Origin of the sequence: Nicoliella spurrieriana, from assembly GCF_023380205.1 — a bacterium.
Classification (GTDB): domain Bacteria; phylum Bacillota; class Bacilli; order Lactobacillales; family Lactobacillaceae; genus Nicoliella; species Nicoliella spurrieriana.
The window spans coordinates 947,503-974,047 of sequence record NZ_CP093361.1; the positions used below are offsets into that span (position 1 = coordinate 947,503).

21 protein-coding genes and 1 riboswitch are annotated in these 26,545 nt (G+C 45.1%); of the genes, 14 read left to right on the forward strand and 7 right to left on the reverse strand.

The window, feature by feature from the left end; genetic code table 11:
* Positions 1-123: 123 nt before the first annotated feature.
* Positions 124-8,649, forward strand: coding sequence for a hypothetical protein (locus MOO44_RS05190; RefSeq protein WP_260116124.1), 8,526 nt, complete (start codon positions 124-126; stop codon positions 8,647-8,649).
* Between the two features lie 60 nt (positions 8,650-8,709).
* Here the strand turns inward: MOO44_RS05190 and MOO44_RS05195 are convergent, their stop codons facing one another.
* A complete protein-coding gene (locus MOO44_RS05195; protein WP_260116125.1) occupies positions 8,710-9,357 on the reverse strand; it encodes a histidine phosphatase family protein in 648 nt (215 codons plus the stop codon).
* Positions 9,358-9,510: 153 nt separating this feature from the next.
* Here MOO44_RS05195 and helD point away from each other — a divergent pair, with 153 nt between their 5' ends.
* From helD to guaA, 3 genes are all read left to right on the forward strand, one after another.
* Complete coding sequence (gene helD / locus MOO44_RS05200; protein ID WP_260116126.1) at positions 9,511-11,805, forward strand: RNA polymerase recycling motor HelD; 2,295 nt, start codon at positions 9,511-9,513, stop codon at positions 11,803-11,805.
* A gap of 9 nt (positions 11,806-11,814) precedes the next feature.
* Positions 11,815-12,738: a type I pantothenate kinase gene (coaA, locus tag MOO44_RS05205; protein WP_260116127.1), complete on the forward strand. Its 924-nt coding sequence runs from the start codon at positions 11,815-11,817 to the stop codon at positions 12,736-12,738.
* Positions 12,739-12,826: 88 nt separating this feature from the next.
* Positions 12,827-14,383: a glutamine-hydrolyzing GMP synthase gene (gene guaA / locus MOO44_RS05210; RefSeq protein ID WP_260116128.1), complete on the forward strand. Its 1,557-nt coding sequence runs from the start codon at positions 12,827-12,829 to the stop codon at positions 14,381-14,383.
* A 61-nt stretch (positions 14,384-14,444) separates the two neighbouring features.
* Here guaA and MOO44_RS05215 read toward each other — a convergent pair whose 3' ends face one another.
* Both MOO44_RS05215 and proB read right to left on the reverse strand, forming a co-directional pair.
* Positions 14,445-15,689 carry a glutamate-5-semialdehyde dehydrogenase gene (locus MOO44_RS05215; RefSeq protein ID WP_260116129.1) on the reverse strand — a complete coding sequence of 415 codons (1,245 nt, stop codon included), beginning with the start codon at positions 15,687-15,689 and terminating at the stop codon, positions 14,445-14,447.
* Positions 15,676-16,497: a glutamate 5-kinase gene (gene proB, locus MOO44_RS05220; protein WP_260116130.1), complete on the reverse strand. Its 822-nt coding sequence runs from the start codon at positions 16,495-16,497 to the stop codon at positions 15,676-15,678. Before proB ends, MOO44_RS05215 begins: the two co-directional genes overlap by 14 nt.
* A 283-nt stretch (positions 16,498-16,780) precedes the next feature.
* On the opposite strand from proB, the gene MOO44_RS05225 reads away from it, so the two are divergent.
* The 5 genes from MOO44_RS05225 (at position 16,781) to MOO44_RS05245 (ending at position 20,240) form a co-directional block, all read left to right on the forward strand.
* Positions 16,781-17,113 carry a hypothetical protein gene (locus MOO44_RS05225; RefSeq protein ID WP_260116131.1) on the forward strand — a complete coding sequence of 111 codons (333 nt, stop codon included), beginning with the start codon at positions 16,781-16,783 and terminating at the stop codon, positions 17,111-17,113.
* A gap of 35 nt (positions 17,114-17,148) precedes the next feature.
* Complete coding sequence (locus MOO44_RS05230) at positions 17,149-18,072, forward strand: RluA family pseudouridine synthase (protein WP_260116132.1); 924 nt, start codon at positions 17,149-17,151, stop codon at positions 18,070-18,072.
* A 2-nt stretch (positions 18,073-18,074) separates the two neighbouring features.
* Complete coding sequence (locus MOO44_RS05235; RefSeq protein ID WP_260116133.1) at positions 18,075-18,839, forward strand: DUF1003 domain-containing protein; 765 nt, start codon at positions 18,075-18,077, stop codon at positions 18,837-18,839.
* Positions 18,829-19,224: a hypothetical protein gene (locus MOO44_RS05240; RefSeq protein WP_260116134.1), complete on the forward strand. Its 396-nt coding sequence runs from the start codon at positions 18,829-18,831 to the stop codon at positions 19,222-19,224. The genes MOO44_RS05235 and MOO44_RS05240 overlap by 11 nt, the downstream gene beginning before the upstream one ends.
* Before the next feature lie 101 nt (positions 19,225-19,325).
* The gene (locus MOO44_RS05245; protein WP_260116135.1) at positions 19,326-20,240 is read left to right on the forward strand and encodes a cation diffusion facilitator family transporter; all 915 of its coding nucleotides are present in this window, start codon (positions 19,326-19,328) and stop codon (positions 20,238-20,240) included.
* Positions 20,241-20,280: 40 nt separating this feature from the next.
* Here the strand turns inward: MOO44_RS05245 and MOO44_RS05250 are convergent, their stop codons facing one another.
* Positions 20,281-20,625, reverse strand: a complete 345-nt coding sequence (locus MOO44_RS05250) for a hypothetical protein (protein WP_260116136.1) — start codon at positions 20,623-20,625, stop codon at positions 20,281-20,283.
* Positions 20,626-20,780: 155 nt separating this feature from the next.
* Here MOO44_RS05250 and MOO44_RS05255 point away from each other — a divergent pair, with 155 nt between their 5' ends.
* The 3 genes from MOO44_RS05255 to MOO44_RS05265 all read left to right on the forward strand — a co-directional run bounded on the left by MOO44_RS05255 (position 20,781) and on the right by MOO44_RS05265 (position 22,786).
* Positions 20,781-21,437 carry a metal-dependent transcriptional regulator gene (locus MOO44_RS05255; protein WP_260116137.1) on the forward strand — a complete coding sequence of 219 codons (657 nt, stop codon included), beginning with the start codon at positions 20,781-20,783 and terminating at the stop codon, positions 21,435-21,437.
* A gap of 70 nt (positions 21,438-21,507) precedes the next feature.
* Positions 21,508-22,269, forward strand: a complete 762-nt coding sequence (locus tag MOO44_RS05260) for a threonine/serine exporter family protein (protein ID WP_260116138.1) — start codon at positions 21,508-21,510, stop codon at positions 22,267-22,269.
* A gap of 10 nt (positions 22,270-22,279) precedes the next feature.
* Positions 22,280-22,786, forward strand: a complete 507-nt coding sequence (locus MOO44_RS05265; protein ID WP_260116139.1) for a threonine/serine exporter family protein — start codon at positions 22,280-22,282, stop codon at positions 22,784-22,786.
* An 18-nt stretch (positions 22,787-22,804) separates the two neighbouring features.
* Here the strand turns inward: MOO44_RS05265 and MOO44_RS05270 are convergent, their stop codons facing one another.
* Positions 22,805-23,188 carry a DUF1634 domain-containing protein gene (locus tag MOO44_RS05270; protein WP_260116140.1) on the reverse strand — a complete coding sequence of 128 codons (384 nt, stop codon included), beginning with the start codon at positions 23,186-23,188 and terminating at the stop codon, positions 22,805-22,807.
* Complete coding sequence (locus MOO44_RS05275; protein ID WP_260116141.1) at positions 23,188-24,033, reverse strand: sulfite exporter TauE/SafE family protein; 846 nt, start codon at positions 24,031-24,033, stop codon at positions 23,188-23,190. Before MOO44_RS05275 ends, MOO44_RS05270 begins: the two co-directional genes overlap by 1 nt.
* 145 nt (positions 24,034-24,178) lie before the next feature.
* Here MOO44_RS05275 and MOO44_RS05280 point away from each other — a divergent pair, with 145 nt between their 5' ends.
* The gene (locus MOO44_RS05280) at positions 24,179-24,856 is read left to right on the forward strand and encodes a phosphatase PAP2 family protein (RefSeq protein ID WP_260116142.1); all 678 of its coding nucleotides are present in this window, start codon (positions 24,179-24,181) and stop codon (positions 24,854-24,856) included.
* Between the two features lie 38 nt (positions 24,857-24,894).
* Here MOO44_RS05280 and MOO44_RS05285 read toward each other — a convergent pair whose 3' ends face one another.
* Entirely contained in the window at positions 24,895-25,689 is a 795-nt protein-coding gene (locus tag MOO44_RS05285; protein ID WP_260116143.1) for a lp_1002 family arylesterase, read from the reverse strand.
* A 62-nt stretch (positions 25,690-25,751) separates the two neighbouring features.
* Here MOO44_RS05285 and MOO44_RS05290 point away from each other — a divergent pair, with 62 nt between their 5' ends.
* Positions 25,752-26,237, forward strand: a complete 486-nt coding sequence (locus MOO44_RS05290) for a GNAT family N-acetyltransferase (protein WP_260116144.1) — start codon at positions 25,752-25,754, stop codon at positions 26,235-26,237.
* A 39-nt stretch (positions 26,238-26,276) separates the two neighbouring features.
* Positions 26,277-26,450, forward strand: a riboswitch (Lysine riboswitch).
* Positions 26,451-26,545: the final 95 nt, after the last annotated feature.

Genomic DNA, 26,545 nt, shown 5'->3' on the forward strand with positions numbered 1-26,545 from the left:
TTGGCAACGGTTAAAAAAATGGTAATAAGTTGTATAATAATTAGTATGCAATACTTAACTAATTAAATGAAATGTGGACTAACACCTCGTTTTTTGACTTACATAAAAAGGGAGATATTTGAAATGAAATACAACAAGTTTGGCTATCAAAAAATTAATGATAAACAACTCGCGAAAACAGTTAAAAATAACCCGATCATCGTTTCAGAATCGGTCCTAGGAACCTTGAGTAGTGGCTTTGCATATGAAAACAATGTGCATGCTCAAATGGTCAATAATAATTACAATAGCTACCATTCTGGCCACCAATCAGCCACCGGTGAAGTGGCGACGCCTGCTTCCAGCGTTGGTGATCAATCGATGGCTTCCGTTGCCACTTCGTCCTCAGTGACCCAAAGGGCAGCTTTTGAAGCTCAATCAGCCGTTAATAGTGGTGAATCCACCAGTTCAGAGCAGTCCGTTTCTGCTGAGGTGGAGTCGCGTCAGGGCCATGCTGAACCTGAATCAACGGTCCCATTACAATCTAATGGTGCTACTCAGCGGTCCGTGGTTGCATCCAGTGCCATCGCTTCTAGTTCAGTGCCCAGTGCTAGTGTTGATCAATTTGAAGCAACGAATTCAATGGGCAGTTTAGTGGATGATCCAGCTGATTTAGCTTCTGTGCAGGCCTTAAAAGCAACCCTTGATCACGACGATTTAATTGCTAAAATGTCATTTGCTGCAAATGTACAATACGGGGAATCGCTGGTGTCTTCATTAAGCAGTCGCAATGATTCGATTATAGCGACCGGCTCAAGTGCTGCTACGAATCGGCAGTTTGAAAATCAACTGGTGGCGTCATATGCTAGTTCGCTAAATGCTTCCTTTACGGACATTAAGGGTGCAATCGATTCACTGGCGAGTGCTTTTTTTAGCTATGATACGTTCATGAATTCAGCTAAAGCGGTCGTTAAATCGTGGGCGAACGGGTTGCCATCAGCAAGTGTTCAACAGCTGGAATCACTAGCTGCTGAGTATGATGATAATTACAGTCGGTATGGACAATCGTATAATTCATTTGCAATTGCCATTCCAAAGCGTGAGGATGCGTTCAATCGCTCGATCAACGCAATGGATGCATTAAATAGTAATGCTTATTATGTATATCATTTAACTAACGCTCAATCGGGGGCCATTTCAATGGCTAACTCTGCCGTTGCGTTGGCTTACACTGACGTCGTAGGTGGTAATGCTGGTTTGGCAAGTACCGCTAACTCATACGTGAACGTAATTTCGGCCAATGAATCGGTCTGTTCTGACATTGCTAGTGACAATAGCGGATTTGCTTCCCTTGCGAACGTATACTCAATTTATAATACCGTGTACGGTGGGGCCTTTGCCAGTAGTAGCAAAAGCGGTCAAGCTAACATTGTCGATTTATATGCGAACCTTTTTGAAACGATCAAGGATAATAATAGCCTAGCCACTGCGTATTCGAATGAGAACGAAGATATTCGTGACTCACTTTCAATGATGCACTATGACCAATCAGATTCGCAGGAATATCAATACCTAACGTCATTGTCCAACGCGGTGGCGAAGTTAAGTAGTAGCGCTAATAGTTATACTAGCCACACCCTTTCGCTACTGGCTGATTCCAATGCAACCACTAGTGCGGAGGTTATTTTTAGCGCCATTAACTCCGCGGGTGATTACGCAAGTGCTGCTTCGGAACTGCAATCTAAAGTGAGTGCAGCGGTGAATGGTAAGATGTTGGCTCGTGATCGGACCCCGGCTTATTTGGGGAATCCCGAGTTAAGCAGCGCGTTTGAATCATCAGTGGTGAGTTTGGCCGACCGCGCAGCTACGCAGTATCGAAATTCAGCTAGTCAAATGCAAACTGAAATTACAGCTAGTGCTAAGGCAATTAAAGTTTCTTCTAATGGGATTAGTAGTGCTTCATCAGCAATTGGGACCCATTCAGTTGCTGAAGCTGATTTAATTAGTGGGGTCATTGCCTCTGCTAGGGATGTATTGAACGGATTGGACAAACGCCATCCGGACAATCGGGTGGTCAGTGATAAGTCAGCCGTGGCACTTAGCGCTAGTACGGTTGCCAATTCGGTTACGAATAACGCTTCCAATGCCACTAGTGTTGCTAACCATCAAACTAGCCTTGCCACTTCGCATTCAGCTAACGTTAGTTTGGTTTCCAAACGTACGGCTTCGTTTGCTAGCGTGGTTAGCAGTGCCGTTTCAGCGGTCAACTCAGCTGCTTTATTGGGGAACTCATCGGTTGCCAATTCATTGATCCTAACGGCATTGAGTGCGCAAAAATCAATGGATGATTACCGAACTGACACCTTTTCCGCCAGTTTGGTAATGACATCGGCATTGGATGCTGCGCATGGGGCGTTAGACCAGGTTTCAAACGATTACCTGGCTACGTCGAAAGCAGCGATTGATGCTAGTCAAGCTGCTCAAGTCGCATTGGCAAACGTTGAACGCGGTGAATCGATCGTTGCGAGTGCCACTAGTGATGCTGAGTTGACCGCTAAGGTAACGTCATTAGCAACTGATAATTTGACGCTTGCTTCTGATGATGCTGATGGTGCTGATCAAATTGCGACTAGCGTTGCTAGTGATAATGCCAATGCGGCTTCAATTGTTACAACGGTTGGGGAAGAGGCGCACCAAACTCAATTAGCGGCGCAAAACTACCCTGAAGATGATGTGATTACTTCAGCTGCAGCGGTTGCTACTGATGAAGTGGCAAGTGCTAAGTCAGCGGCCCATGCGGTTGATTTGGCTAATTCCGCTGCCATGAGTGCCAGTGCAATTGCCCAAAGGGAAGGGTTAGTGGCCAGTAGTGCTGCTGCAACTGCCACCACTGCGAATGCGAATGCTAGTTCAGCCGCTGAATTAGCAAGCGCTGCTGCTGTTGAAGGTGATGATCATGCCGCACAATCCGCAGCGGTGTTGGTTGCCAGCGCCAGTGCAGTGGCACTTTCTGCCTCAGCGATTGTTAAATCAGCAGCTACTAGCGCCAAGTCAGCACTATCAGCTGCCCACGTTGCAGCTAGCAATTCACGTTCGGCTGCTGAGGCGACCGTTGATGCTGTCGATGCTGCTAAGTCGGCTGCATCGGTTGTCTCAGATGCAGTGAACCATGTTGATGCCGATTTAGCGAATAGTAGTGCTAGCAGTTACCATGTGGTTGCGACCGAAATGGCTAGTGCAGTGACTAGTGCAACGCATGGAGCAAGCTTAGCGTTTAATATTGCTGATTCAATTTATGCAAAGTTAGTTAGTGATGCTGCTTCAGCTTCTTCGGCCGTGGCTGGGATTGAGTTCTTAAATCATAATTATGACAACGTTTCCGTAGCGAACGCATCATCAGCAGTTGCGTTTGCCAACTCAATCGTCACTTCAGTTCAATCGGAAGCTAGTTTGAACCATCAGCGGGCCGTTAGTGCCAGCTCTGCTGCTGCTTCGGCTGCCAAGGTGGCAAGTAACCAGTCGCAAGTGGCACTTAGTGCTGCCAGCACCGCTAGTTCGGTCGCTAAGTTAGCGAGTGGGGCAAACGGGAGTGCGATTGCTAGTTACACCAGTAAGGTAGTCAGTGCTGCTTCGGAAGCGTCAACCGCAGTGGAAATCACTAACTCCGCGAACGCAGTGACCAATTCACTTGCTCAGCAGCTTGAACTTGCCAATCAACAAGTGGCAATCGATCGGAACGTAACTGCTAGTGCAGCCCTAAGCGCAGTCGTTGCAGTAAGGGCAGCGACTAGTTTCATTAGTAATGCAATTGATCAAGATGCCGCAGTGGTGAACAAGGCTGCGAATGCGATTTCGCTTGCGGATGGAGTGGGTTCGCTAGCTGCTAAGGATACTAGCGGAGCCTGCCAATCCACCGATAGCAACGCCAAGAATACCCATGATGATAGTGAGACCGCTAGTGCGTTTGCTAGCGATGCTGATTTAGCAGTACAAACGGCTTTAAGTGCTGCTGCAGATAATACGGGGCATTCGGCAATTGCTTCGCTCGCAGCACAGGCTTCATCCGCTGCTAGCGTGGTAAACACTGCTAAGTTAACCGCTAGTTCAGCATCGATATTTGCATTTAGGGCCACCAGGACTGCGGTGAGCGCTAACTCACTGGCTACCAGTGCTAATCAAATGATTAAATCAACCGCAATTATTTATTCCAGTGCCGCCAGTGCATTTGCTGTTGCTAATCAAGATCAGAACCGTTCTGCAGCCCATAGTGCGGCAATGGTCGCATCAATGGCTGCTGCATTAGCATCATTTAATGCTAGCGTAGCTAGTGCCGCTGCTGAACGGGTGACGCTAGCTAAAGATGGTGGAGCTAGCGCAGCACGGACTGCTGCAGATGCTGCCAGCACCGCTAGGGTGACCGGTTCGTTGGCCAATAACTTTGCGAGTCAGGCGAACCGCATGGATAGTACCGCAACTAGCGATTCATCGTTAACGGTGCGTGCGGGTGATCATGAGGCTAGCAACGCTAGCTCCGAAGCCGCGAATGCTGCTTCATATACTGCATCGTTGGTTAGTACAGCGAGTGTGGTTGCTGCTAATGCGACCCGCAATGTCCGTTCAAATGCGTTAGTGAATAGTCAAGTGGCTAGCATCACTAGTCAAACCCAGCTGCAAATTGATCAAATCAGTAGCCAGGTCGGCTACTATTCACAACATAGTAGCATTAGAAGTAATGCTGGAACCGCTAAGTTTTTATCTTCGGTCGCTGCTGCCGCCTATGGAGCTGCCCAATCAGCTAGCCGCAATGCCCAGGTAGACTGTTCAGCTGCCGTTGCCACGTTCAACGAGGTATCGCAACAAAACTCGATTGCAGTGTCGGCAACGGTGATGATCAGTTCAGCATCTAAGGCCGCTGCATCCGCCTATTCAGTGGGGAATTACCGCAGTGGTGACGGGTTAGTTCGGAAGATGATTCAAGCTGCACAGGATGCTAATTCTGCAGCCAAACGAGCATCACGGGTGGCAGATGATACGGTCTTAAAGAACTCCGTGGAAGCCAGTGTGATTGCCGTTGCATTAGGGACTGCTAAATCCGCAAATGGTGAGGTCAATGCAGCAGCGAGCCATGTTGCAGCTGCCATTAGCGTGGCCAATGCCCAAACGATTAACGCGACTGGAACGCTGGAGCAAGCCAGTGTTGCCACTAGCCTAGCCAGTGCTAAGGTTGGTAAGGCTAATCGGGAGGCTTCCGTCGTTGCGGACGTTGCCATGGCTGCCATTGCTAACGTTAGTCTTACCGCTAGCAATCAAAAGGCAGCAAGCGAGGCAGCAAGTGAGGCTGAGGTGGCCAATTCCGCTGCTGCTAATTCGAAGACCAATAGCAATGCCGATCATGCTAGTGCCGCTGCCCAAGTGGCTGCTAGTGCAAATCAAACGGCAGGGTCTATAAACGCTGTTGCTAAATCGATTCACCAGCTGGTTAGTTCAACGGCTTCGTTAGTAGCGACTGCGACTGCCACTGCTAACTCAGCGAACCTAGTCGTTAGTAGCGCCGCTAGTGCAGTCCTTAGTGCCACTGCAATCGGTGATGTTACTGCTTTTGAAAGTGCCCACCAAATTGCTACAAGTGGGGCGGCCGTTGTGAATTCAACGTCTACCATCGTCAGCAGCGCGGCTGTGACGTTAAGTTCTGCTGAACAAGTAGCCGTTAGTGCTAATTCAGCGACTGCTTCCGTTAGTGCAATTGCCAGCACGGCTGCGATGACCGCAAGCATTGCGGCTGCTAGTGCCCAATCAATTGCCGCTAGCTTAAATCCTTCGAATACGGCCTTTAATGCTGTCCGGGTCTCAAATGCGGTCGCCCAAGCAAGTGCGCACTCGATGAATGTTGATTCTTACACCAGCGCCGCCGTGTCCGCCCGGCTAGCAGTTGATCAAACGCAAACCCAGCTTCATAAACTCCAGAGTCAAGCGGAAACGTTTACTTCGACCGCTTCATTGGCCGCTAGCGATAAGGCAAAGAACGCCCTTCTTACCCAATTGATCGCTGCAGCTGAGTCGAACGCAGCGGTGGTTGAATCTACTCACGCAGATGCGCAGCTGCAATCTAGTCTTGCTGACGATGCTCGTAGTACCGCGGTCCGGGCTACTAGCACCGCTAGTTTAGCGGCCAGCAATGCTAACAGTGCCCTTGCGGTATTAAATTCGGCTAAAAATGATGGTCCGTATAATTCGTCAATCGCAAAATCGTTAGCTGCAAAGGCTAAATCGGCCAATGATATTGCCACTAGCATTGAAGCGACGGCTTCCACCACTGCACGGACTGCCTTGGTAGCAGCAAGTCAAGCTAGCTTTGATTCCATCATTGCCGAGCATGCAATTAGTGCTGCTAGCCAAAATGCTGCGCAAGCATCTGCAATTGCCGAAACGATTGCTGAATTGAATCCGCAAGTAAGTAGTGCTGCTGCTGATACCACTAGCGTTGCATCCGCAGCTGAAACGCTTAATTCGACAGTCGAATCACAATTTAGTGCTGTAGAAGCGCAACTGATGTTAGCAACTGATAAGTATAACGGAGCTGATGCTAACACTAGCTTAGTGGGCTCTGCAACGGACACAGTGGCTGCAATGGCCAGTGCCCATCCGGTTGATTCAGCATTACAATCAATGGTCGGATTAATGCGTTCCACTGCTAGTAACGTAATGACGCAAATGAAGCGGCTTCATCCGGTCCACTCAGCGTTACGGGTGGCAACTGCGCGGGCTAATAGCAATCATGCCACGGTTATAAGTGCTACCCATGAGGTCTTTGCTAACCAGCAGGCAGTTGCTACAACCAGTACGGCAGCCTCAGCAGCAATTATTGCTGGACACTTAGGCTTAGCCACTAGCCATGCAGCGGATGTGAACGAGCGGGTAAGTGCAGTAACGCAGCTGATGGATGTCGCTAGTGCCGCCCAGTTGTCATTAACCAGCGTTGCTAGTTCGACTAGCAGTGCTGTTGATGCCTTGACTGCGGCCGAGGGTGATCTAAGGACTTCCGTAAGCGTTGCTAACTCGATGACCGCAGATGCCCACTTAGCAAGCCTGGCGGTTGAAATGACTAGTGCTAGCGCGGCGTTTAATAGTGCTTATGGCACCGCTAGTTTAGCCCGGTTCAAAAACCCATTCGGTGATAATGCCGCCCTTGCCAGTGGAATTAGTTCTGCATCATTAGCCTTTACGAGTGCTGCTGCCGATATTGATTCGGTTATTTCAGCTGGTGAATTGGGATCAATTGCAAGTGTCAAAGGGGCGATGAACGCAGTGGTATTCGATGCCCAATCGATTGCATACTCTGCTTACAACGACTCGTTTAATGCTGATCCAGCCGGCCGTGCAGCCAGTGCGGCGGCGGATGCTAGTTTGGCAGCCGCTAGTGCCGACTTCATTGCGAACGAGACCCATGCAATTCCATTTGAAACCCAGTCGTATGCGGTGGCAACCGCTGGCTTTACTAGTCAGTACCCAGAATTGTTATCGTATTCGAGCAACGTCTTTGCATCCCATACCGCTGCAATCACTGCCGATAGTTTGGCTAACAACGTAAACGTTTATGCCGCGACTGCGTTAAGGAGTGCGAATGACTTTGCTAGTGCGGCGACGAGTTACCAATCCCAGGCTTACTCAGCTGCTACTAAGCACAACCAAAGCGTCGCCCATAGTTACCTGACCCAAGCGATTGCGACCGCCCAATCAGCGGTTAGTGCAGCCAACGTGGCCTCTAGTGCCTATTCGGTCGCAAGTGCGCAAAATAGCGTTGCCAAAAGCTTGAAGGACCGGGTCTATGCCGATTATTCATACGCGAGTGAGTATGTGGAACAACATGCTGACAATCGTGTGGCTGAACCCACGGGCAAAGCACCTAGTGTAGCGCCTAGCAGTAGTTCTGCACCAGCTGCTGCTTCCAGTTCAGTGAATAACGACTCCGTTGCTGTGGATGAAGCGAGTGTTGATTCGGTTTCGGCTTTTTCAATGACCAGTAGTGCTGATTCAGCGACCCAAGTAATCACTGCTAGTGTTACATCGTCAGCCGAACGGGTGGCCCGCAGTGCAACCGCAATTGCACCGAACAATTCAGCCGCCTTGGACGCACTCAGTGCGGTGAGCCAAGCCCAATCACTGGCTAGCGTTGCACAACGGGCTCGGTTAGCTGCTAGTTCACAAATGGCCAACGGAAACTTTACCGGGGCCGGATACTTTGATTCGATTGCTAGCTCCGCTGATGTCCATGAGGGTGATTACGCATCGCTAGCTGTTAGTTATGCTAGCATTGCAGAAAGCGAAGTTTCGCTAGAACGGATTGCGGATGAACCACAGATTCCATTGACCGGCGATCCATACCAAGATGAGTATAATTTAGGGCTGCGTGATGGATACAATGCGCCGTTTGTATCACGGAGTGCACTCCGTGGCAAATCCGAGGCCTACAAGGATGGTTATGGTGATGGATTCGATCGGCAGAGTAGAAACGAGCCCCTGGATTTAGTAACTGGATCCAATGACCATCGATTTAATTATGATTCCGTTCATAATGTTGGCGCATTGATGGAACCACTCCAAGGAACGTTAAGCGATGCTGAACGGACGCTCACGGTAAATTATCATTTCATCAGTGAAGATGAAGATTAAAAACAAATCAAAAGAGTTGAATCGATGTCGATTCAACTCTTTTTCTAATCTAATTGGGAATTAGTCAATTTGATTGTATGATTCGATCGTAGGTTGATGATCGGTTACGACCATCTTGGTAACACTACCGTTGTAGATGGGGACTGAAATATCATAGTCACTGTATTGTTCAGTGATCCACCGAATGATGCACCCGTGAGCGGTTACTAAAATATTATCGCCATCCTTGGCAGCTGCTAGAATCCGGTCTAATCCGGGTTGGAACCGTTGCCGAATCATATCATCATCTTCAGCCTCTTGATATGGGTCTGCCTTGCGAATTAAGGTCGCACTACCACCCATCCCTAATTTTTTAAGCATGGCGCCGAAGTCATTAAGGCCCTTGGGACCACCGATAAAGTGCCATGCTTGGCCACTATCATTACCCTCGAAGTAACCGAAGTTGACTTCACGAAAGGCGGGGTCCAAAATGGGTTCCTTAATTGAAGTGGGATTCTTGGCTAAAATGTGACGGCCGGTATTGGCAGCGCGGGGAAGGTCACTAGAATACGCAGCATCGAAGACGACTGATTTTAAACGTTCCCCAGCCTGATCTGCATCTTTGATCCCCTGGTCGGTCAACGGAGCATCAATGAGGCCTTGAATGCGGTTATAAAAATTTAAATAGGTTTGACCGTGACGAACAAAATAGATATTTACAGTTGGCATAAAAATCCTCCTACAACGTTTGATTTGTTAACTTAATTCTATCATATTTGTTAATGAATGGGATTAATTGTGATTTAATGCTACTTTAGTTTTGTATTGGCGCAAAGTGTGCTAAAATATTTAGTCAAGTTTTAAAGTGAGGAGATACTTAAAATGGCCGACTCGATTAAAGAATATGAACAACACCACTTAGACGTGGTGGAAGATGAAATTGTAACCCAAAAGCATAAATTTGAAATTAGTGTCAAAAAAGCTGAACAAGATGAAAATGCAATTCAAGATAATTTTTATAATGATGTCCGGCTAAATTCCGGAACCTACAGTGGACTAATGGACACCTCGGTGTCGATTCGTCAACAACAACAACTGCTAGATGAACGGCAAAATAGCTGGAACAACGCCACCGCCCAGGTTGAAAAATTAAAGCGGCTACAGGTACGGCCCTACTTTGCCCGCATTGATATTCACGAGCATGGCGAGAATCGTGATGAAACGATTTACATTGGCTTAGCTTCACTGGCCGATTCGCCGGACCACTACCTAATTTACGATTGGCGCGCCCCAATTTCTAGTATCTACTACGAAAATAAGTTGGGAGCGGTTAAATACATGACTCCCGATGGCGAACAAACCGTGGATGTAAAGTTAAAACGGCAGTTCCAAATCGAAAATGGTAAGATTAAGACCATCTTTGATACCGATGCTGCAATCGGTGATCAACTGTTGCTCAATAACTTGAATAACCAGTCAAGCACTAAGATGAAGAGCATCGTAACGACCATCCAACGCGAGCAAAACCAGATTATCCGGGATACTAAATCAGACCTACTATTCGTCCAGGGAGCTGCTGGATCCGGAAAAACAGCTGCAGTGCTACAACGAGTGGCGTTTTTACTTTATCGCTACCGGGGCAATTTAAGTTCCTCCCAGGTGATTTTATTTTCACCTAACCAGTTGTTCAATGACTACATTAACCAGGTCTTACCAGAACTGGGCGAACAAAACATGGTTCAAATGACGTACTACCAATACGCTAGCCACCGGTTACCGAATCTGGAAGTGGAAAACCTATCCCAACGCTTCTTGGAGGATAATTCCGGTGCGACCCATAAACGTAAGATTAATGACTTTAAGAGCAGCCTGGCATATTTTGATGCGGTCAGTCAGTATGCTGAGAGCCTGAATCACACCGGGATGCGGTTTAGAAACATTAAATTTCAGGGCAATGTTTTATTTAGTAAGGAATTAATTCAATCCATCTACTACGGCTTCAACGATAACTACAACCTTAGAAACCGGATTGACGAGACCCGTGAAGCACTAGTGAAACGCTTGAATCGGCGCATCAAGTCCGAAGTAAAGGCCAAATGGGTCGAAAGTGCCATCCAAGACCTAAGTGATGAACAACTGCGGACGCTTAGAATGAGCCACCCCGATGAATTTGCCGACCCCGATGCTGAATACCGCTTTATCGCTAAACACATCGTCATCGGTGCGTTCAAGCGGGTGCATAAGCAAATTATTCATAACCGCTTTTTGAGTATCAACCAACAAACCGTGGACATGCTTCGTCAGATGCCCCAATTAATTGATTTAAGCCACCATCAAATTACCAATGAAGAATGGAAAGCGGGGATTAATTCGACCATCAAGGGCCTTAAAAACGGCCAAATTTCAATGGCTGACGTCTCAGCGTACCTCTACTTGTACGATCGAATGACGGGGCGCCACGTTAACCGCGATATTCGCTACCTCTTCATTGATGAAGTCCAGGATTACACGCCATTTCAATTGGCCTTTTTAAAGTATAACTTCCCCCGGGCCAAGTTCACGTTATTAGGCGACTTGAATCAAGCTATCTTTACCCATGTGAATAGCCAGACGATGATGAATGATTTGGCAACCATGTTCGATCCAGAACAGACCCGGGTGATTGAATTGAACAAGTCGTACCGTTCGACCGAACAAATTACCGATTTTAGTAAGTACCTCCTGGGCAGCGATTCAAAGATTGAATCGTTCGCCCGGCAGGGAGCATTACCCATGGTAACGGTCGCTAAGGATCACGACGCAGCACTGACTGCACTCGAACAAGTTATTCAAAGTGAGCCCGGCGAAACGATTGCCATCATTGGAAAAACCCTATCTGATTGTAAGCAGCTGAGTGCACACCTTGATCAACGCGGGGTCAAAAACAACCTATTGCGGACTGAGAACCAGCGGTTGACCAAGGGGGTCTTGGTGATTCCATCCTACCTTGCCAAGGGGCTTGAATTTGATTCCGTTGTAATGTGGGATGCTTCAAAGCAACGCTACCAAGCCGAAGATGACCGGCAGTTAGTCTATACGATTTGTACCCGGGCAATGCACGACTTGACCGTCATTGCTACTGGTGAACTATCGCCATTGTTCAATGCGGTGCCAAAGCAACGCTACCAGGTCAAATAGGGGGTCATGATGAGCAAACCAATTAATTACTATTCCTTTACTAAGGAGCGGTGGCGTGAGTTTTATAAGACTAAGTCCGTTCCGGTAACACAAAACGGCTTGAAGCGTGTGAAGGCGTTTAACGATGAGATCTCACTACAGGATGTACAAGACGTCTACATTCCGTTGGTTCATTTACTGCGGTTACGGACCGATAGTTTTGATCAATGGCAGACCACACGAGCCCAGTTCTTACAACAACCGGCTCGCAAGATTCCGTTCATTATTGGAATTTCCGGTAGCGTTGCGGTTGGAAAGTCAACGACTGCCCGCTTATTGGAACTATTGTTGTCATACTTTTTAAAGGATCGCAAGGTACAATTGATCACGACCGATGGTTTTTTGTACCCGACTGAAGAACTCAAGCGGCGGGGCATTTTGAATCGGAAGGGGTTTCCGGAAAGCTATGATATGGCCCGCTTAATTTATTTTTTGGACCAGGTCAAAGATGGGCAAAAAGACGTTAAAGCGCCGGTGTATTCCCATGATGTATACGATATTATCCCGAATCGTTATGATATTATTGACCGCCCCGATATTTTGATTATTGAGGGCATCAATACGTTACAGTTGCCTAGTAATCAACAGATCTACGTTAGTGATTATACCGATTTTTCCATCTACATTGATGCTGACTCGAAATTAATTGAGAGTTGGTACCTGGACCGCTTCAAAAAATTAATGGATACGGCATTCATGAACCCATCGAATTATTACTATGATTATGCAACTGGTGATCGAAATGAGGCACTACAAATGGCGAAGCGGGTCTGGCGCGATATTGACCTGCCAAATCTAAATGATAATATTTTACCCACCCGGAGTCGGGCCGATATGATCATTCATAAATCAAATCAGCATATCATCGATGAACTATTGTTACGAAAATACTAGAATTTAATTTGACCTTGACCTAGTTTATCGATTATTATTATTAATAAATAGTAGAAAACAGTTTGCATTAATTGAAAGGGTGTATGGCTTGGCTAATATTGATTTATCATCATTTGATAAAATCTTGGTATTAGACTTTGGTAGTCAATATAATCAATTGATTACCCGTCGAATCCGTGATTTGGGCGTTTACTCAGAATTAAAACCCCATACGATGACTGCTGAAGAAATTAAGGAATGGGGCCCAAAGGGGATTATCTTCTCCGGAGGTCCTAATAGTGTTTACGATAAAAACTCCCTTCGAGTGGATCCAAAGGTGTTCGAATTAGGGATTCCAATTCTAGGGATTTGTTATGGAATGCAATTAATGGCTTACACCCTAGGTGGTGGTGAAGTTGAATCTTCCAACGGTCAGTATGGACATGCTGAAATTGACGTCACCGAACATGATAAACCAACGTTATTCTCAGGACTCCCTGAAAAACAACCCGTTTGGATGAGTCACGGTGACCTGGTCACCAAGGTACCGAATGGATTTGAAAGTGTTGCTACGACCGCTGAATGTCCAATTACTGCCATGCAAGATGACGCACGGAAATTCTATGGAGTCCAATTCCACGCTGAAGTGCGGAATACCAAGTATGGTAATGACATCTTAAAGAACTTTGCGTTTAACATTTGTGGTGCTAAAGCGAACTGGACGATGGATGATTTCATTGACCTGCAGGTAAATAGCATCCGCAAAGAAGTTGGCGACCAAAAGGTCATCTTGGCCCTTTCCGGGGGCGTGGATTCTAGCGTCGTGGCTGCATTATTGAACCGCGCGATTGGTGATCAACTAACTTGTATCTTTGTTGACCATGGTTTGATGAGAAAGAACGAACCAGAGCAGGTAATGAAGGCCTTAAATGAAGATTTAGGGGTAAACATCATTAAGGTTGACGCTCAACAACGTTTCTTAAGCAAGTTGGCAGGGGTTGCCGACCCAGAACAAAAGCGTAAGATCATCGGGAAGGAATTCATTGAAGTCTTTAATGACGAAGCTTCTAAGCTCAAGGACATTAAGTTCTTAGCTCAAGGGACGTTGTATACCGATGTGATCGAAAGTGGGACCGATACTGCCCAAACCATCAAGTCACACCATAACGTAGGTGGACTACCTGAAGACATGCAGTTTAAGTTGATCGAACCACTCCGGAGTCTCTTTAAGGACGAAGTACGGGTACTTGGTAAGAAGTTAGGAATTGCCGATGATTTAGTATGGCGCCAACCATTCCCAGGGCCTGGCCTTGGAATTCGGGTGATTGGTGCAATTACCGAAGAAAAACTCCACTTAGTGCGTGAGACCGACGCCATTTTGCGTGATGAAATTGCGAAGGCCGGGCTACAACGTGAAGTTTGGCAATACTTTACCGTTCTTCCTGGTTTTAAGAGTGTTGGGGTAATGGGCGATGGCCGGACCTATGAATACACGATTGCAATTCGGGCCGTTTCATCAATTGATGGGATGACCGCTGATTTTTCACAGATTCCATGGGATGTGCTATCTAAGATTTCGACTCGGATGGTAAATGATGTGAAGGGGATTAACCGGATTGTGTATGATATTACTAGTAAGCCACCTTCGACCATTGAATGGGAATAATCAATTTACATTAAATTAAAAAATGGAACTGATATGTGAGCATATCGGTTCCATTTTTAGTTTATTTTCTAACCTGGCCATTCCCATTGATGATGTACTTGTATGAGGTGAGTGCTTTAAGACCCATCGGCCCCCTCGCGTGGAGTTTTTGAGTTGAGATGCCAATCTCAGCCCCAAAGCCAAATTCGAAGCCGTCCGTGAACCGTGATGATGCGTTCACGTACACACACGCTGCATCGACTTGCGTTTGGAATTGCGTACCAGCTTGGTAGTTATCAGAAACAATGACTTCGGAATGGTGGGTACCATACTGGTTGATCCATTGAATTGCCTGTTCTTCTGAATCAACCACCTTAATGGCAATGATCAATGCATTGTATTCAGTGGACCAGTCCGCCGTATTGGCCGGAATCACATCGGGAACGATCTGTTGAGTGGCCGCATCCCCACGCACTTCAACACCGTGCTTGCGTAAGCTAGCAACGATTTCTGGTAACATTTGAGCAGCAACGGAGCGGTGAATTAACACCTTTTCAATCGAATTACATACCGATGGCCGTTGCACCTTTCCGTTAATGATGATATCGAGTGCCATCTGAGCATCGGCAGCTTGATCGACATAGATATGGCAGTTTCCAGCGCCGGTTTCAATCACCGGAACGGTTGCGTTTTTGACGACGGCTTGAATTAACCGCGCGCTCCCGCGGGGAATCAAAACGTCAATGGAGTCGGTCAACTCCATGAACTGTTGGGCTAACTCGTGTGAAGGGTCCGGAATAATTTGAATGATGTTCTCATCGAGCCCATGCGCTTTTAATACCTGCCGCATTAAGTTTGCCAAGGTGATGTTAGAATGAAGTGACTCCTTACCGCCCCTTAGGATGACGGCGTTGCCGGATTTAAAACATAGTCCGGCAGCGTCAATCGTTACGTTCGGACGGGCTTCATAAATCATGCCCACCACCCCCAGTGGGACCCGTTGTTTAATGACCCGCAGGCCGCTTTCGGTTTCCCAGCCCCCGTCAATTTCAGCGATGGGGTCCGCTAGTTCAGCTAGTGAACGCAAACCGTGGGCCATATCAGCGATTCTAGTTTCAGTAAGGGTCAAGCGGTCTACGAAGCGGGGTTCGATCTGTGAATTGGTTAGGTCGCGTTGGTTAGCGGCTAAAATGTCTGCTTGGTGTTGTTCTAGTGCATCTGCAAATGCTAACAGCAGCTGGTTCTTTTGGTGCGTGCCCATGGCACTGATTACGTAGCTAGCCTGTTTGGCGCGGTGGCCAAGTTCAATTAAATCATTTTGATTCATTGTTACGTCCCTCCGGTCTCTCGGCGCTAAAGTAGGTTCCAACGTTTGCGCCGCTAATTAATTGATTGATAATGGATGGGTCTTGGCCATTTAAGATGGCCATGGCCCGATGATTTTGCAGAATTAAATCAGCTGCATTTAATTTGGTTTCCATCCCTCCAGTGCCGAATTGCGAACCATGGCCGCCAGCGACCGAACGAAGTTGTTCGGTAATTGCCGGGATCCATTCTAATAGTTTTGCATCGGGATGTTTCTTGGGGTTGGCATCGTATAAGCCATTAATGTCTGATAGGATGATTAATAAATCAGCATTTACAAAGTTGGTGACGATGGCAGCCAATTGGTCATTTTCACCAAATGTCGTCCGGTGGTCAAATTCATCCACTGAGATAGCATCATTTTCGTTGATGATTGGGATGACGTTGTTTTTTAGAAGCGTATTAATCGTCTTTAATACGTTTTGACTGCTCTTAGGATAGTCGACAACGTCGCGGGTCAAGAGTAGCTGGGCTACCGTTTGGTCGTGGGCTTTAAAGTGATCAGCGTAAATGTCCATTAATTCACTTTGACCGATGGCAGATAGGGCTTGCAATTCACCAATTTCACTTGGCCTAGTGTGCATCCCGACCGTGTGCATGCCGACCCCGACCGCACCGGAAGTGACCAGGAGGACTTCTAAGCCGGCCTGGTTCAATCCACTTAAGACCGCAGTTAATGATTCAATGACGTCCTTACGAATATTGCTATCGGCATCGATGATTGAGCTTGTGCCAATTTTGATAACAATTCTTTTATATTTAGTTTTCATAATATTGGTTCCCTTCATTCTTTGGTATCTAGTTTACTTTAATTATCGTAAATGCTCAACTAGTAAACACTGTTAGCATGGGATTTAGTGGCAAAGGATTCTTATTTATTTGACATTTGTCCCATTGGCTGTTAACCTGATACTTATAATTTAAAAGTGAATATAAAATAAACTAAATTACGTATTTAATCATTAGGTTTTCTTAAATAGCTAGTTCCATTTAATTTAATTTGACTTGGGATGATGCTAAAATGAATCAAATCATGATGAAGGGATTGATTAAATGAGTTCATGCATGTATCGGACCGCTGAAGATAGCGCGTTCAACAATGTCTGTCGTGATGTCCAAAACCGTTTGGATCGCGGACTGGAGAATGCTAATTTTATTTACTACACTAGCTACCGCCGTTTAATTGGATGGCTCAAAAGTTACCATCCGGAAGTGAAGGTGGATTACTATCGACTCGCCGGAATCCATGTTGAGGAACGGGATAACCAATTAATGGCTAAGGATAGCAATTCGAATTGGCATCCATTTAGTGCTCGCGAATTCGATGCAATTGCTCAATACATTAAGAAGCACTTCGTCAAACCAGGTGTAATTATAAATAGCTAATTACGAAAGACTGCAATTTGCAGTCTTTTTTTGATATGATAATACTTGGAAGAAAAGAAGAGGGGCAGACGCATATCGAATTAGAATGGCAGTACCAAAATCAATCTGGGAACACACTAAAGAGTTTTTTGAAACAACACGGGATTAGCCACCGGATGTTTTTATCACTACGAGCCACCGGTGATTTCAGGGTCAACGACCGTTCCGTGACCAGCAATGTGGCACTACACCCAGGTGACGTGGTTAAAGTTAGCCTCCCTGCTGAAAGTAGTGATCCCAACGTGGTTGCCAGTTCGCAACCGCTGGACATTATCCATGAAGATGCTAACTGGTTAGTGGTCAATAAACCAGCGGGTCTAACTTCGGTGCCGGGACCTAGTAATCGACAGGACACGTTAGTGAATCGCATTAAGGGGCACTTGCTTGCTGAAGGCAGCCAGGACCTAAGACCACATTTAATTACCCGTTTAGACCGGTTTACTAGTGGGGTGGTATTAGTTGCCAAGCATCGGATTGCCAATAGTCTAGCTAACCAGCAGGTCATGAACCATGCGATTGAAAAGCACTACTTGGCATTGGCCCAGGGGGCATTTGATGATGAACACGGGCTGATCGACTTTCCAATCGGTAAGCAGGATGACGAGATCAAACGCCATCGAATGGCAGCTGGGCAATCTGCTAAGACCGAATACTGGGTCGTTAAACGCTTTAGCGACTATACCCAGTTGCTTTTGCAATTGCATACCGGTCGCACCCACCAAATTAGGGTCCACCTAAGCGAAACGGGGCACCCGTTGTTAGGGGATCAATTATATGGCGGCCCCTTAGATGCGGGCATTGATCGGCAGGCATTGCATGCGTGCTCAATAAAATTTTATGATCCGTTTAGTGAGCGGTTCGTGCAGTATGAGGCACCAATTCCAAATGATATCGCAGTTTTAATTGATAGGGAGGACTGACCATGGGGGATGAAAATGGGGATGCACAATGCATCGTTGATGGCAAGCGCTATCCAGTGGAAGCGGGGATGTATTTACATGAGTTAAGGCGGCCCCTATACAACCAAATTAAAAATGAACACCGGACTGCCACTCCGCAAAGCTTTATTTGTAACCACCACCTGTTGGATTACCGCATTAATCGAATTGATCAGATGATTCATTCGGATGATTTGCATAATCAACGGATTAACCGCCGGTTGACCAAGGCCCTTCAAGATGATAATTATGAAGTGACCGATGTGAATAAGGTGTTAAGTGATCAACAAACGTTTGGGGAGCGCGTTGCAGATGGGGTGGCCCGGTTCGGGGGTAGTTGGACGTTTATTTTAATCTTCGTTGCCATTCTAGCAACGTGGATGGTATTGAACGTGACACATTTATTTGGGGTGAAGTTCGACCCGTATCCATTTATCCTGTTAAATTTATTTTTGAGCTGTATTGCAGCGATTCAGGCTCCGATTATTATGATGAGTCAAAATCGGTCTGCTGATCGTGATCGAATGGATGCTGAAAATGACTTCCATGTTAATTTAAAGTCTGAGCATGAATTGCGCATCTTACATGCAAAATTAGACCACTTAAACCAAAGTCAAATGCCACATACGCTAGAAATTTCACGGCTTCAATTGGAAATGATGGGTGAAATTCGTGGTGAAATTGAAAAATTAAGAATGGAACACATTAAGTTAAATCAATCTAAGGAGGATTCAGAACATGCAAGATAACATTAAACTAGGCGATTCAGGATTTGATAAGATGCTGTTCATTTTGGAAAAGCCCATTACGAAGGCTAACCATAAATATTACCGATTTGATAATGAGGAAATGCAAGAAATTACCGACGGCGTTTGGTCAATGCCGGCCTACATGAAGGAAGACGATGATTACAGCCTCTTTTTTATCTTCACCCAAATTGAATCTGGTGAAACGGTGGTGGCATTTTCAGAGGGCCATCTTGATGGCAAGCAGTTTCGACTTTCGACCCCAATGCCGTCTGGGGAGGGCTTAAATCATCTGGTAAGCCATGATGAAGAAACTGCCGGTCGGATTCTACATTTCTTAAATCAAATCTCCAAGGCAGCCGAAGGTAATTGGCGCATGGTGCAATAGTAAAAACCACTTGATGATTGGATCAAGTGGTTTTTAATTTACTGTTTACAAAATGATTGATGCACGTATAATTATAATTGAATATGTAAGGAGGTAATCAAATGGCAGACCATGAACATGATCACGATCATGCGCTGAGTGGTGGTAAATTTTTATTCGTAACGGTGTTAAATGCACTGATTACGTTGGTTGAATTTTTAGGGGGAATTTTTGCCGGTAGTTTATCGTTGATTTCGGATGGATTTCATAATTTAGGGGATTCACTATCGGTAGTGCTTAGCTACTACGCCCATCGCATTAGCGGTCGACCACAGACCAGTAAAAATACGTATGGATTTAAACGGGCGCAGATCATTTCCGCATTTGTTAATTCAGTCTTTTTGATTGTAGTATCTGGATTCTTGATCATTGAAGCAGTGCAAAAATTAATGCAGCCTGAAAAGGTGGACGGTAGTTTAATGTTCATTGTTGCAATTATCAGTACGATTGCAAACTTCATTTCAGCGGTGCTATTGAGCAGGGGCTCAAAGGGCAACCTAAATGTGCGGGCGACTTATTTACACTTCTTGAGTGATTCATTATCCTCGGTCGGCATCATCATTGCCGGAATTTTAATTAACGTGTTCGGATGGTACTTTACCGACCCGTTAGTTACAATTATCGTTGCAGTTTACATTATGTTTGAGACTTGGCCAATCATAAAAAAGACGATTTATATTTTAATGCAGGGGGCACCTAGCGTTGATTGCCAAAGCCTTAAAAAGGACATTTTAAGTGTGGACGGGGTTACCAATGTTCACCATGTTCATATTTGGTCCATCGATGAAAATAGTATTATTTTCTCAGCACACGTTAATATGCACGATATGTTGATTAGTGATGCTGAAAAGATCTATCAACCAATTAGCGACCTTTTGAAGCGTAAGTACAATATTGATCACGTCACGATTCAAGCAGAAGTGGAACGGGGAAAGGAAGAGGATTTCTTCTTTGACCAGGGAACTGATATTAAATAAAAAAGATTTTCAATCCGATATGGATTGAAAATCTTTTGGGTTATAGCCCCCGTTTGACATTGGCGTACTTGTCTTGGTACCAAAGATCCCAACTTTTTTCAACGTTACCGTTATCAAAGTATTTTTGGTCGATATTTTCTAATAAGTGGGCATACTTTGTAAAGCGTTCTGAAACCGAGTCGCTAATGATGGTTGATTCTAGATTGAATCGGTTAATATATAGGTCGCGGTTAATATCCTGAACGACACCATCAACATCGTAATTAGCAATTAATTCCATGTTATTATTGGCGTATTGATGCACATAGAAAATTGCGAAATTCTTTACTGCAGTCTGCTTAGCTGAATCGCTAAGGTCCTTAAAGTCAAATAATTTATCACTCATAATATCATAACTCCCCTGGCTAACAAAGCGTAACCATTTATTTAGGCACTAATTTGCTGTATAATCTAATTATATATTGGAAAGTTATTTTCGTAAAACAAAACGGAACCTTTATCCGTATTTTTTTATGGAATAGTTAGAAATAGGTGAAATAAATGAGTCCAATGAAGGAAGATTATCTTAAAATCATTTTCGAGCTTGGTGGAACGACTAAAAAAGTCTCCAACAAAAGAATCTCGATTGGACTAAATATCGCCGCGGGTTCAGTTACTGAAATGGTTAATAAGCTAGTTGAAGAGGGGTTAGTTGCCCATGAGCCTTACTCGGGAGTTTCATTGACTCCCGCGGGAGTCAAACTAGCCGAATCACTAGTTCGGAAGCATCGAATCTGGGAGACCTTTTTGGTGCAGGAGTTAAATTATGACTTACCTGATGTTCATAATGAAGCTGAACAGTTGGAACACGTGACTAGTCCCAAGTTATTAGAGGCACTGGATGCTAAGTTGGGCCATCCCACCCACTGTCCACACGGTGGTGTGATTCCGACCGCTAGTGGTAAATACTCCGAGGATAGCCACACCCTATTGAATGATGCTCCAGACGGTTCGGTGGTTGTGGTCGATCGCTTCATCGATAACCACGATCTACTAACTTACCTCGGTGATATTCAATTAGATATTGGTGATAAATTGAAGGTAATTGATCACGCTCCATTTGAGGGCCCAATGAAGGTGATCAACATTACTGATGACCAAGAGATTTCAATTAGTTATAAGGCTTCACACTATGTCTTTATCAAACCAGTTGAATAGATGATTTTAAAAGGGCGCCCGAATGGGAGCTCTTTTGTACATATAAGTGCATTTAATGGAGGGGTTAGCTTTGCCAAAGCCACGGACAAAAAAAGACGTATTAGTTGTTGAAACCTGCTTATTGGTGGGGAAGATTATGATTGAAAATGGTTCTGAAATGAGCCGGGTCACCGATACGCTTTACCGCATTGCTGAAAATGCTCAAGCATACCAAGCACGGGCCTACGTTACACTTACTGGGATTATGATGTCACCCAGTAGTAAAATTGGGGCGCAGGTTGCGGTAATTGAAAAGCGGACGTTTAATTTAGAGAAGGTTTCGTTAGTCAATGATTACTCAAGACAGTTCGCGGCCCATAAAATCACCCTGCAGGAATTTTATAATCGATTGGCGTTGATCGAAAAGAACGTGAAGGATTATCCATTTTGGTTACAAACCCTTTCTGCGGCGGTTATTAGTGGGACCTTGGAAGTGGTGTTTCGAAATAACATTCCTGATTTTTGGGCTGCATGTATCGTCGGCATGCTGGGATGGATTGCGTATTACATGATTAATAAGTATATTGCAGTGCAATTTATTAGTGAATTTTTAGCAGCGTTCGTCGTGGCGATTGCTTCAATTATGTTGATTAAGTTACACTTTGCCAATAGTATTGATGATTTAATCATTGGTGGAATCATGCCACTTGTGCCGGGGGTCCCGATTACAAATGCAGTTCGCGATGCACTATCCGGAAATCTAGTTAGTGGTCCCGCACGGGGGATTGAGGCGTTAATGATTGCCTGTGCCCTAGGGTTTGGGGTCGCATTAGCAATTACAATATTTAAGTAGGGGTATTTAAATGATTTTTGTAAATATTTTCTTCGTATACATTGCAACGATTTGTTTTGGAATCTTAGTTAACGTTCCCCACCGGGCTTTAAACCTTGATGGCATTGTAGGGGTGTTGGGATGGTTAGTTTATTATATCTACATTAATGCTTTCGGCAGCAGTAGCTATATTGGAGCAAATTTCTTTGGGACCCTTACGATCGGGATTGCCGGTATTTTAGCCTCCCGCTATAAAAAACTACCGGTGATTATTTTCAATATTCCAGGTCTAGTACCGCTGGTGCCCGGCGGACAAGCATACCAAGTCATGCGGGACATGGCTTTGAATGACTACGGATTAGCCAAGTTTAATTTTTTACAGGTAGCCTTTATTGCTGGATCCATCTCCGCGGGGTTCTTAGTGGCTGAAGTTTTGAACCAGTTGGTTTTTAAGGCGCGTCATTATCGTTCGCCCCGTCATTACCATCGTGAAAAAGTTCGTGAAAAAGCAGAAAATGAAAAAAGACGTAACTCCTAATGGAGTTGCGTCTTTTAACTATGCTTGCGAAAGTCCAATCAAGAAACTGATAATTAATACCAATAGCACAAATGAAGTAATGTATACGTACAACATATCGCGTTCTTTAAAGAACGAATAAATTGAAACGATTACCCGTAAGACGGGGGTTAAAATTAAACAAAAAATCCCTAACATCATGATGGCATCGGGTTTTAATTGCACCGTTCCAGCGATGATTTGCTGAAATGAAGTGGGATGGAAGTTACCCGCATAGCCGGTTTTGCCGGTAATGACTAGTAGTAACCACCCGATGAGCATGATGGTTGCTGAGATGATCACTCCAATTCTGAGAATTTTACCAATGATCAGTTCAATGCTATTCATTTCTTGATTCAGGTGTTCATCTGGTTGTTTGTTCATTATAGTTTCACCCCAAATCCTTGTAGCAACATGTTACCACCAATGTATAAAAGAATCGGGATAAACACAATCCGAATCAACTTGGTGGGGAGGACTTGCATGATTCGCGACCCCACAACGGCACCACCTAGAATCCCGAGGGCTAGTGGAACTGCGATTCCTGGTAGGATGGTTCCATTGAAAAAGTAAACGGTGGCACTGGCAGCAGCGGTGACCCCCATCATTAGGTTACTGGTCGCACTGGATGGCTTGAGTGGCATTTTCATAAAGGTATCCATAGCGATGACTTTAAATGCTCCTGACCCGATTCCTAACAGTCCACTAGCAAGGCCAGCCCCAAACATTACTGATAAGCCGCCCGGAACGTTTGTGACCTGGTAGTCGATCGTTTGCTTTAGATTCTTGTCGTAATAACGCCCGTTCAACTCTAATTTACTAGCTAACGCATCGTCCTTGCCAGTTCCATAGTCGTTAGCTTTCATTCTAAGTTTTCTAACCATGTTGAATCCAGAAAAAATAAGAAGTAATCCGAATAACACATAGAGGTACTTAGGATTTAACACCCCGGTCAAAAGTGATCCCACTACCGCACCGATGGTGGTGGCAATTTCTAGAAACATTGCAACTCTGAGGTTTAACACTTCATCCCTTAGGTATGCAATGGTGGAACCAGAGCTAGTGGCAATTACGACGATGATACTAGCCCCAATTGCATATTTAATATTAAGGCCGAATCCAAGGGTTAAGACCGGAGTAACGATGATGCCCCCACCTAGACCTAGGATTGCGCCGGCAATTCCAGCCAAAATACCGATTACAATCATGATTAAAGCAGTTTCCAGCATGATAATCCTCCTATACATAGACATTTTAATACGCAGTTTATTATATGCTCATTCTTTAAGAATTGTAAATTATTAGGGGGCGTTCGTTATCAGTTGCTATGTTATAATGATATTGGATATTTAATACTATTAGGGGATGAATTAGGTGTTAATTAATAAGGACATTAACCGCTTGTACCGGTTCCTATTGTCATTTGTGCTTACGATAATTGTTACCGGTGGAGTAATGGCCAGTTCCGGAAGCGGTTATGGGTACCTAGCGTTTCTGGATTCACTTGCCACTAGTTCCATTCAGGGACATGAACAGGGCTATAAGCAGGTCTTGTACGGGGCGATTTCCTTCTTGGCGAGCCCCAAGATGGATATTTTATGGATTGTGATTATTGCATTCTTTCTGTGGACGATTCGCTACCGGATTCCGGCGGTGTGGGCACTTGCTACTTTGCTTAGTGGAAACGTCGTTGGTGTGATTTTAAAAAAAATCGTTCAAAGGCCCCGGCCACTTCTGCATTCTGCTGCCGATACTGGATTTAGTTATCCCAGCGGCCACGTTTTAGGAACGGTATTAGTAGTCAGCGTAATTTGGGTATTATTAATTCCAATGCTTAAGAATCGGCGGACACAGATAGTTGCTAAAACGATTGCCGTCATCTACGTTATATTAGTGATGATGTCGCGGGTCTTTTTGAACGCTCACTATCCATCAGATACGGTTGGTGCTCTATTAGTCGGGTATACCTGGTTCCAATTTTGTGAATGGCTATACTACCACTATGCAGGGAAATTAAACCGCTACCATCCATTTCAAAAGTCTATTTATTAATACAAAGGCATTGTGGATTATCCACAATGCCTTTTAGTTTAGAGTTGGTTGAGCCATTCAATTGCCAGTTTGAACCACTCAGCAACATGGGGGTCGTTGCTTTCATTATTCCAAGCAGTTAGTTGGTTGGCCATGGCCATCCCGTGCCGCCCGTGGTGAAAAACATGGAGCTCATAGTCAATTTGGTTTGCTGCCAACGCTTCGGCATACTTCAATGAGTTCACAGCGGGGACAAATGGATCATCGGCGGTATGCCAGATAAAGGTGGGCACGTTAGTCCTAGTGACTCCGTTTTCAGCTGCAGTCAGCTTCGGATTTGCTTCCCAGTCTAAAATTTGCTCTGGATCCTTTGGAAAGCCAAGGTTTAAATCGATGACCGGATAACTAAGGATGACGGCCTTTGGGGTTAGGTCGTTTTGGGGATGGAAACGGTTTATAAATTCTGGATCATCATATTGGTTATTAAATGAGCTAACGACAAAGCCACCGATTGAAAATCCGCACACGATGATTTGATTGGGATCAATGTTTAAATCAACGGCATGTTGTTTGAGATAATCAACTGATTGGCCCAATTCAATTAGCGGATTTGGCATGAGGGGCCGTTTTTCATTATCAAAACTATAGCGGAGATAAAAGCTTTGGTAGCCCTGCGCAGCAAAACTAAGTGCAAAACTTTCAGCCTGTTGGTCTGAAATATGGGTAAACGATCCACCTGGGACGATGATGACGGCTGGAAATTTAAAATGTTGTGAATCTGAATCTGCTTCACGAACGTAGCCCTTTAAATAGGCGTTTGATTGGGGGAATAAAGACTTTTGAATGATTTGCATGGAAAACCCTCCCTAGGGATAGAATTAATTATATTGTAACTCATTTAATGGAGGTGGGTAAGGTGTCATTGATAACGGTTAGGCCATTACTAGCTAGTGATGATCATGCGTTTTGGCATGTGGTACGATCAAAAGCAGTCGCCAGCGCAGCGGGATTTTCCCCGGCAATTAAGTTAGCAGATGCCCAGGCAATGCTAAATGCTGAATTGACGAGCGGGCATGGGTACGCAGTTGCATTTGATCGACAAGTCGTTGGGTTCATTTTTTTATATCCGCAGGTTAGTGCCACAATGCAACCTGATCATTGTAACTTAGAAATCGGTTTTCTAATGCATCCGGACTTTCAAAATCGGGGAATCATGGGCAGTGCACTGCAGATTTTATTAGGGCGATTAAGTCGTAACGGGCGGGTAAAGACCCTGCTGGCAAACGTACAAATAGCGAACGGGGCTTCGCAAAAAATATTGTTGAACAATCATTTTCAACAAGTGGGGCGGTTCGTTAACTTGAATGGTGAATCGATTGAACAGTTTCAAATAAGTTTGTAAATAAATATTAAAAAAGATATAATATTATCTATATCAAATTATCTAAGAAGAGGTGCGGGACTGATTAGTAACTACTGTGAGTTGAAAAGCAATGTTGACCAGTAGCGAAAGGAATTTCCGCCGAAGTGACAATCGTCTTTTTGCGATTTGAGCTGGGGCTTGACTTAATAGGTCAAGCACTGTCGTGAGTATTCACGGGGCGCTTTCGATAGTTAGTTAATAGCTAGAGATGAAATCAAAACGCCACTTTGTATAAGCGGGCGTTTTTATTTTTGAGTCCAATGCCTTCTTAGAAAAAATCTAGGAGG

Coding starts and splice junctions, on each gene's coding strand:
- MOO44_RS05275 (WP_260116141.1), bottom strand. CDS start 24,033: ATGCTGGAAACTGCTTTAATCATGATTGTAATCGGTATTTTGGCTGGA.
- MOO44_RS05225 (WP_260116131.1), top strand. CDS start 16,781: ATGAGTTCATGCATGTATCGGACCGCTGAAGATAGCGCGTTCAACAAT.
- MOO44_RS05240 (WP_260116134.1), top strand. CDS start 18,829: ATGCAAGATAACATTAAACTAGGCGATTCAGGATTTGATAAGATGCTG.
- MOO44_RS05255 (WP_260116137.1), top strand. CDS start 20,781: ATGAGTCCAATGAAGGAAGATTATCTTAAAATCATTTTCGAGCTTGGT.
- MOO44_RS05245 (WP_260116135.1), top strand. CDS start 19,326: ATGGCAGACCATGAACATGATCACGATCATGCGCTGAGTGGTGGTAAA.
- coaA (WP_260116127.1), top strand. CDS start 11,815: ATGAGCAAACCAATTAATTACTATTCCTTTACTAAGGAGCGGTGGCGT.
- MOO44_RS05230 (WP_260116132.1), top strand. CDS start 17,149: ATGATAATACTTGGAAGAAAAGAAGAGGGGCAGACGCATATCGAATTA.
- MOO44_RS05215 (WP_260116129.1), bottom strand. CDS start 15,689: ATGAATCAAAATGATTTAATTGAACTTGGCCACCGCGCCAAACAGGCT.
- MOO44_RS05285 (WP_260116143.1), bottom strand. CDS start 25,689: ATGCAAATCATTCAAAAGTCTTTATTCCCCCAATCAAACGCCTATTTA.
- MOO44_RS05235 (WP_260116133.1), top strand. CDS start 18,075: ATGGGGGATGAAAATGGGGATGCACAATGCATCGTTGATGGCAAGCGC.
- MOO44_RS05265 (WP_260116139.1), top strand. CDS start 22,280: ATGATTTTTGTAAATATTTTCTTCGTATACATTGCAACGATTTGTTTT.
- proB (WP_260116130.1), bottom strand. CDS start 16,497: ATGAAAACTAAATATAAAAGAATTGTTATCAAAATTGGCACAAGCTCA.
- MOO44_RS05250 (WP_260116136.1), bottom strand. CDS start 20,625: ATGAGTGATAAATTATTTGACTTTAAGGACCTTAGCGATTCAGCTAAG.
- helD (WP_260116126.1), top strand. CDS start 9,511: ATGGCCGACTCGATTAAAGAATATGAACAACACCACTTAGACGTGGTG.
- MOO44_RS05270 (WP_260116140.1), bottom strand. CDS start 23,188: ATGAACAAACAACCAGATGAACACCTGAATCAAGAAATGAATAGCATT.
- MOO44_RS05190 (WP_260116124.1), top strand. CDS start 124: ATGAAATACAACAAGTTTGGCTATCAAAAAATTAATGATAAACAACTC.
- MOO44_RS05195 (WP_260116125.1), bottom strand. CDS start 9,357: ATGCCAACTGTAAATATCTATTTTGTTCGTCACGGTCAAACCTATTTA.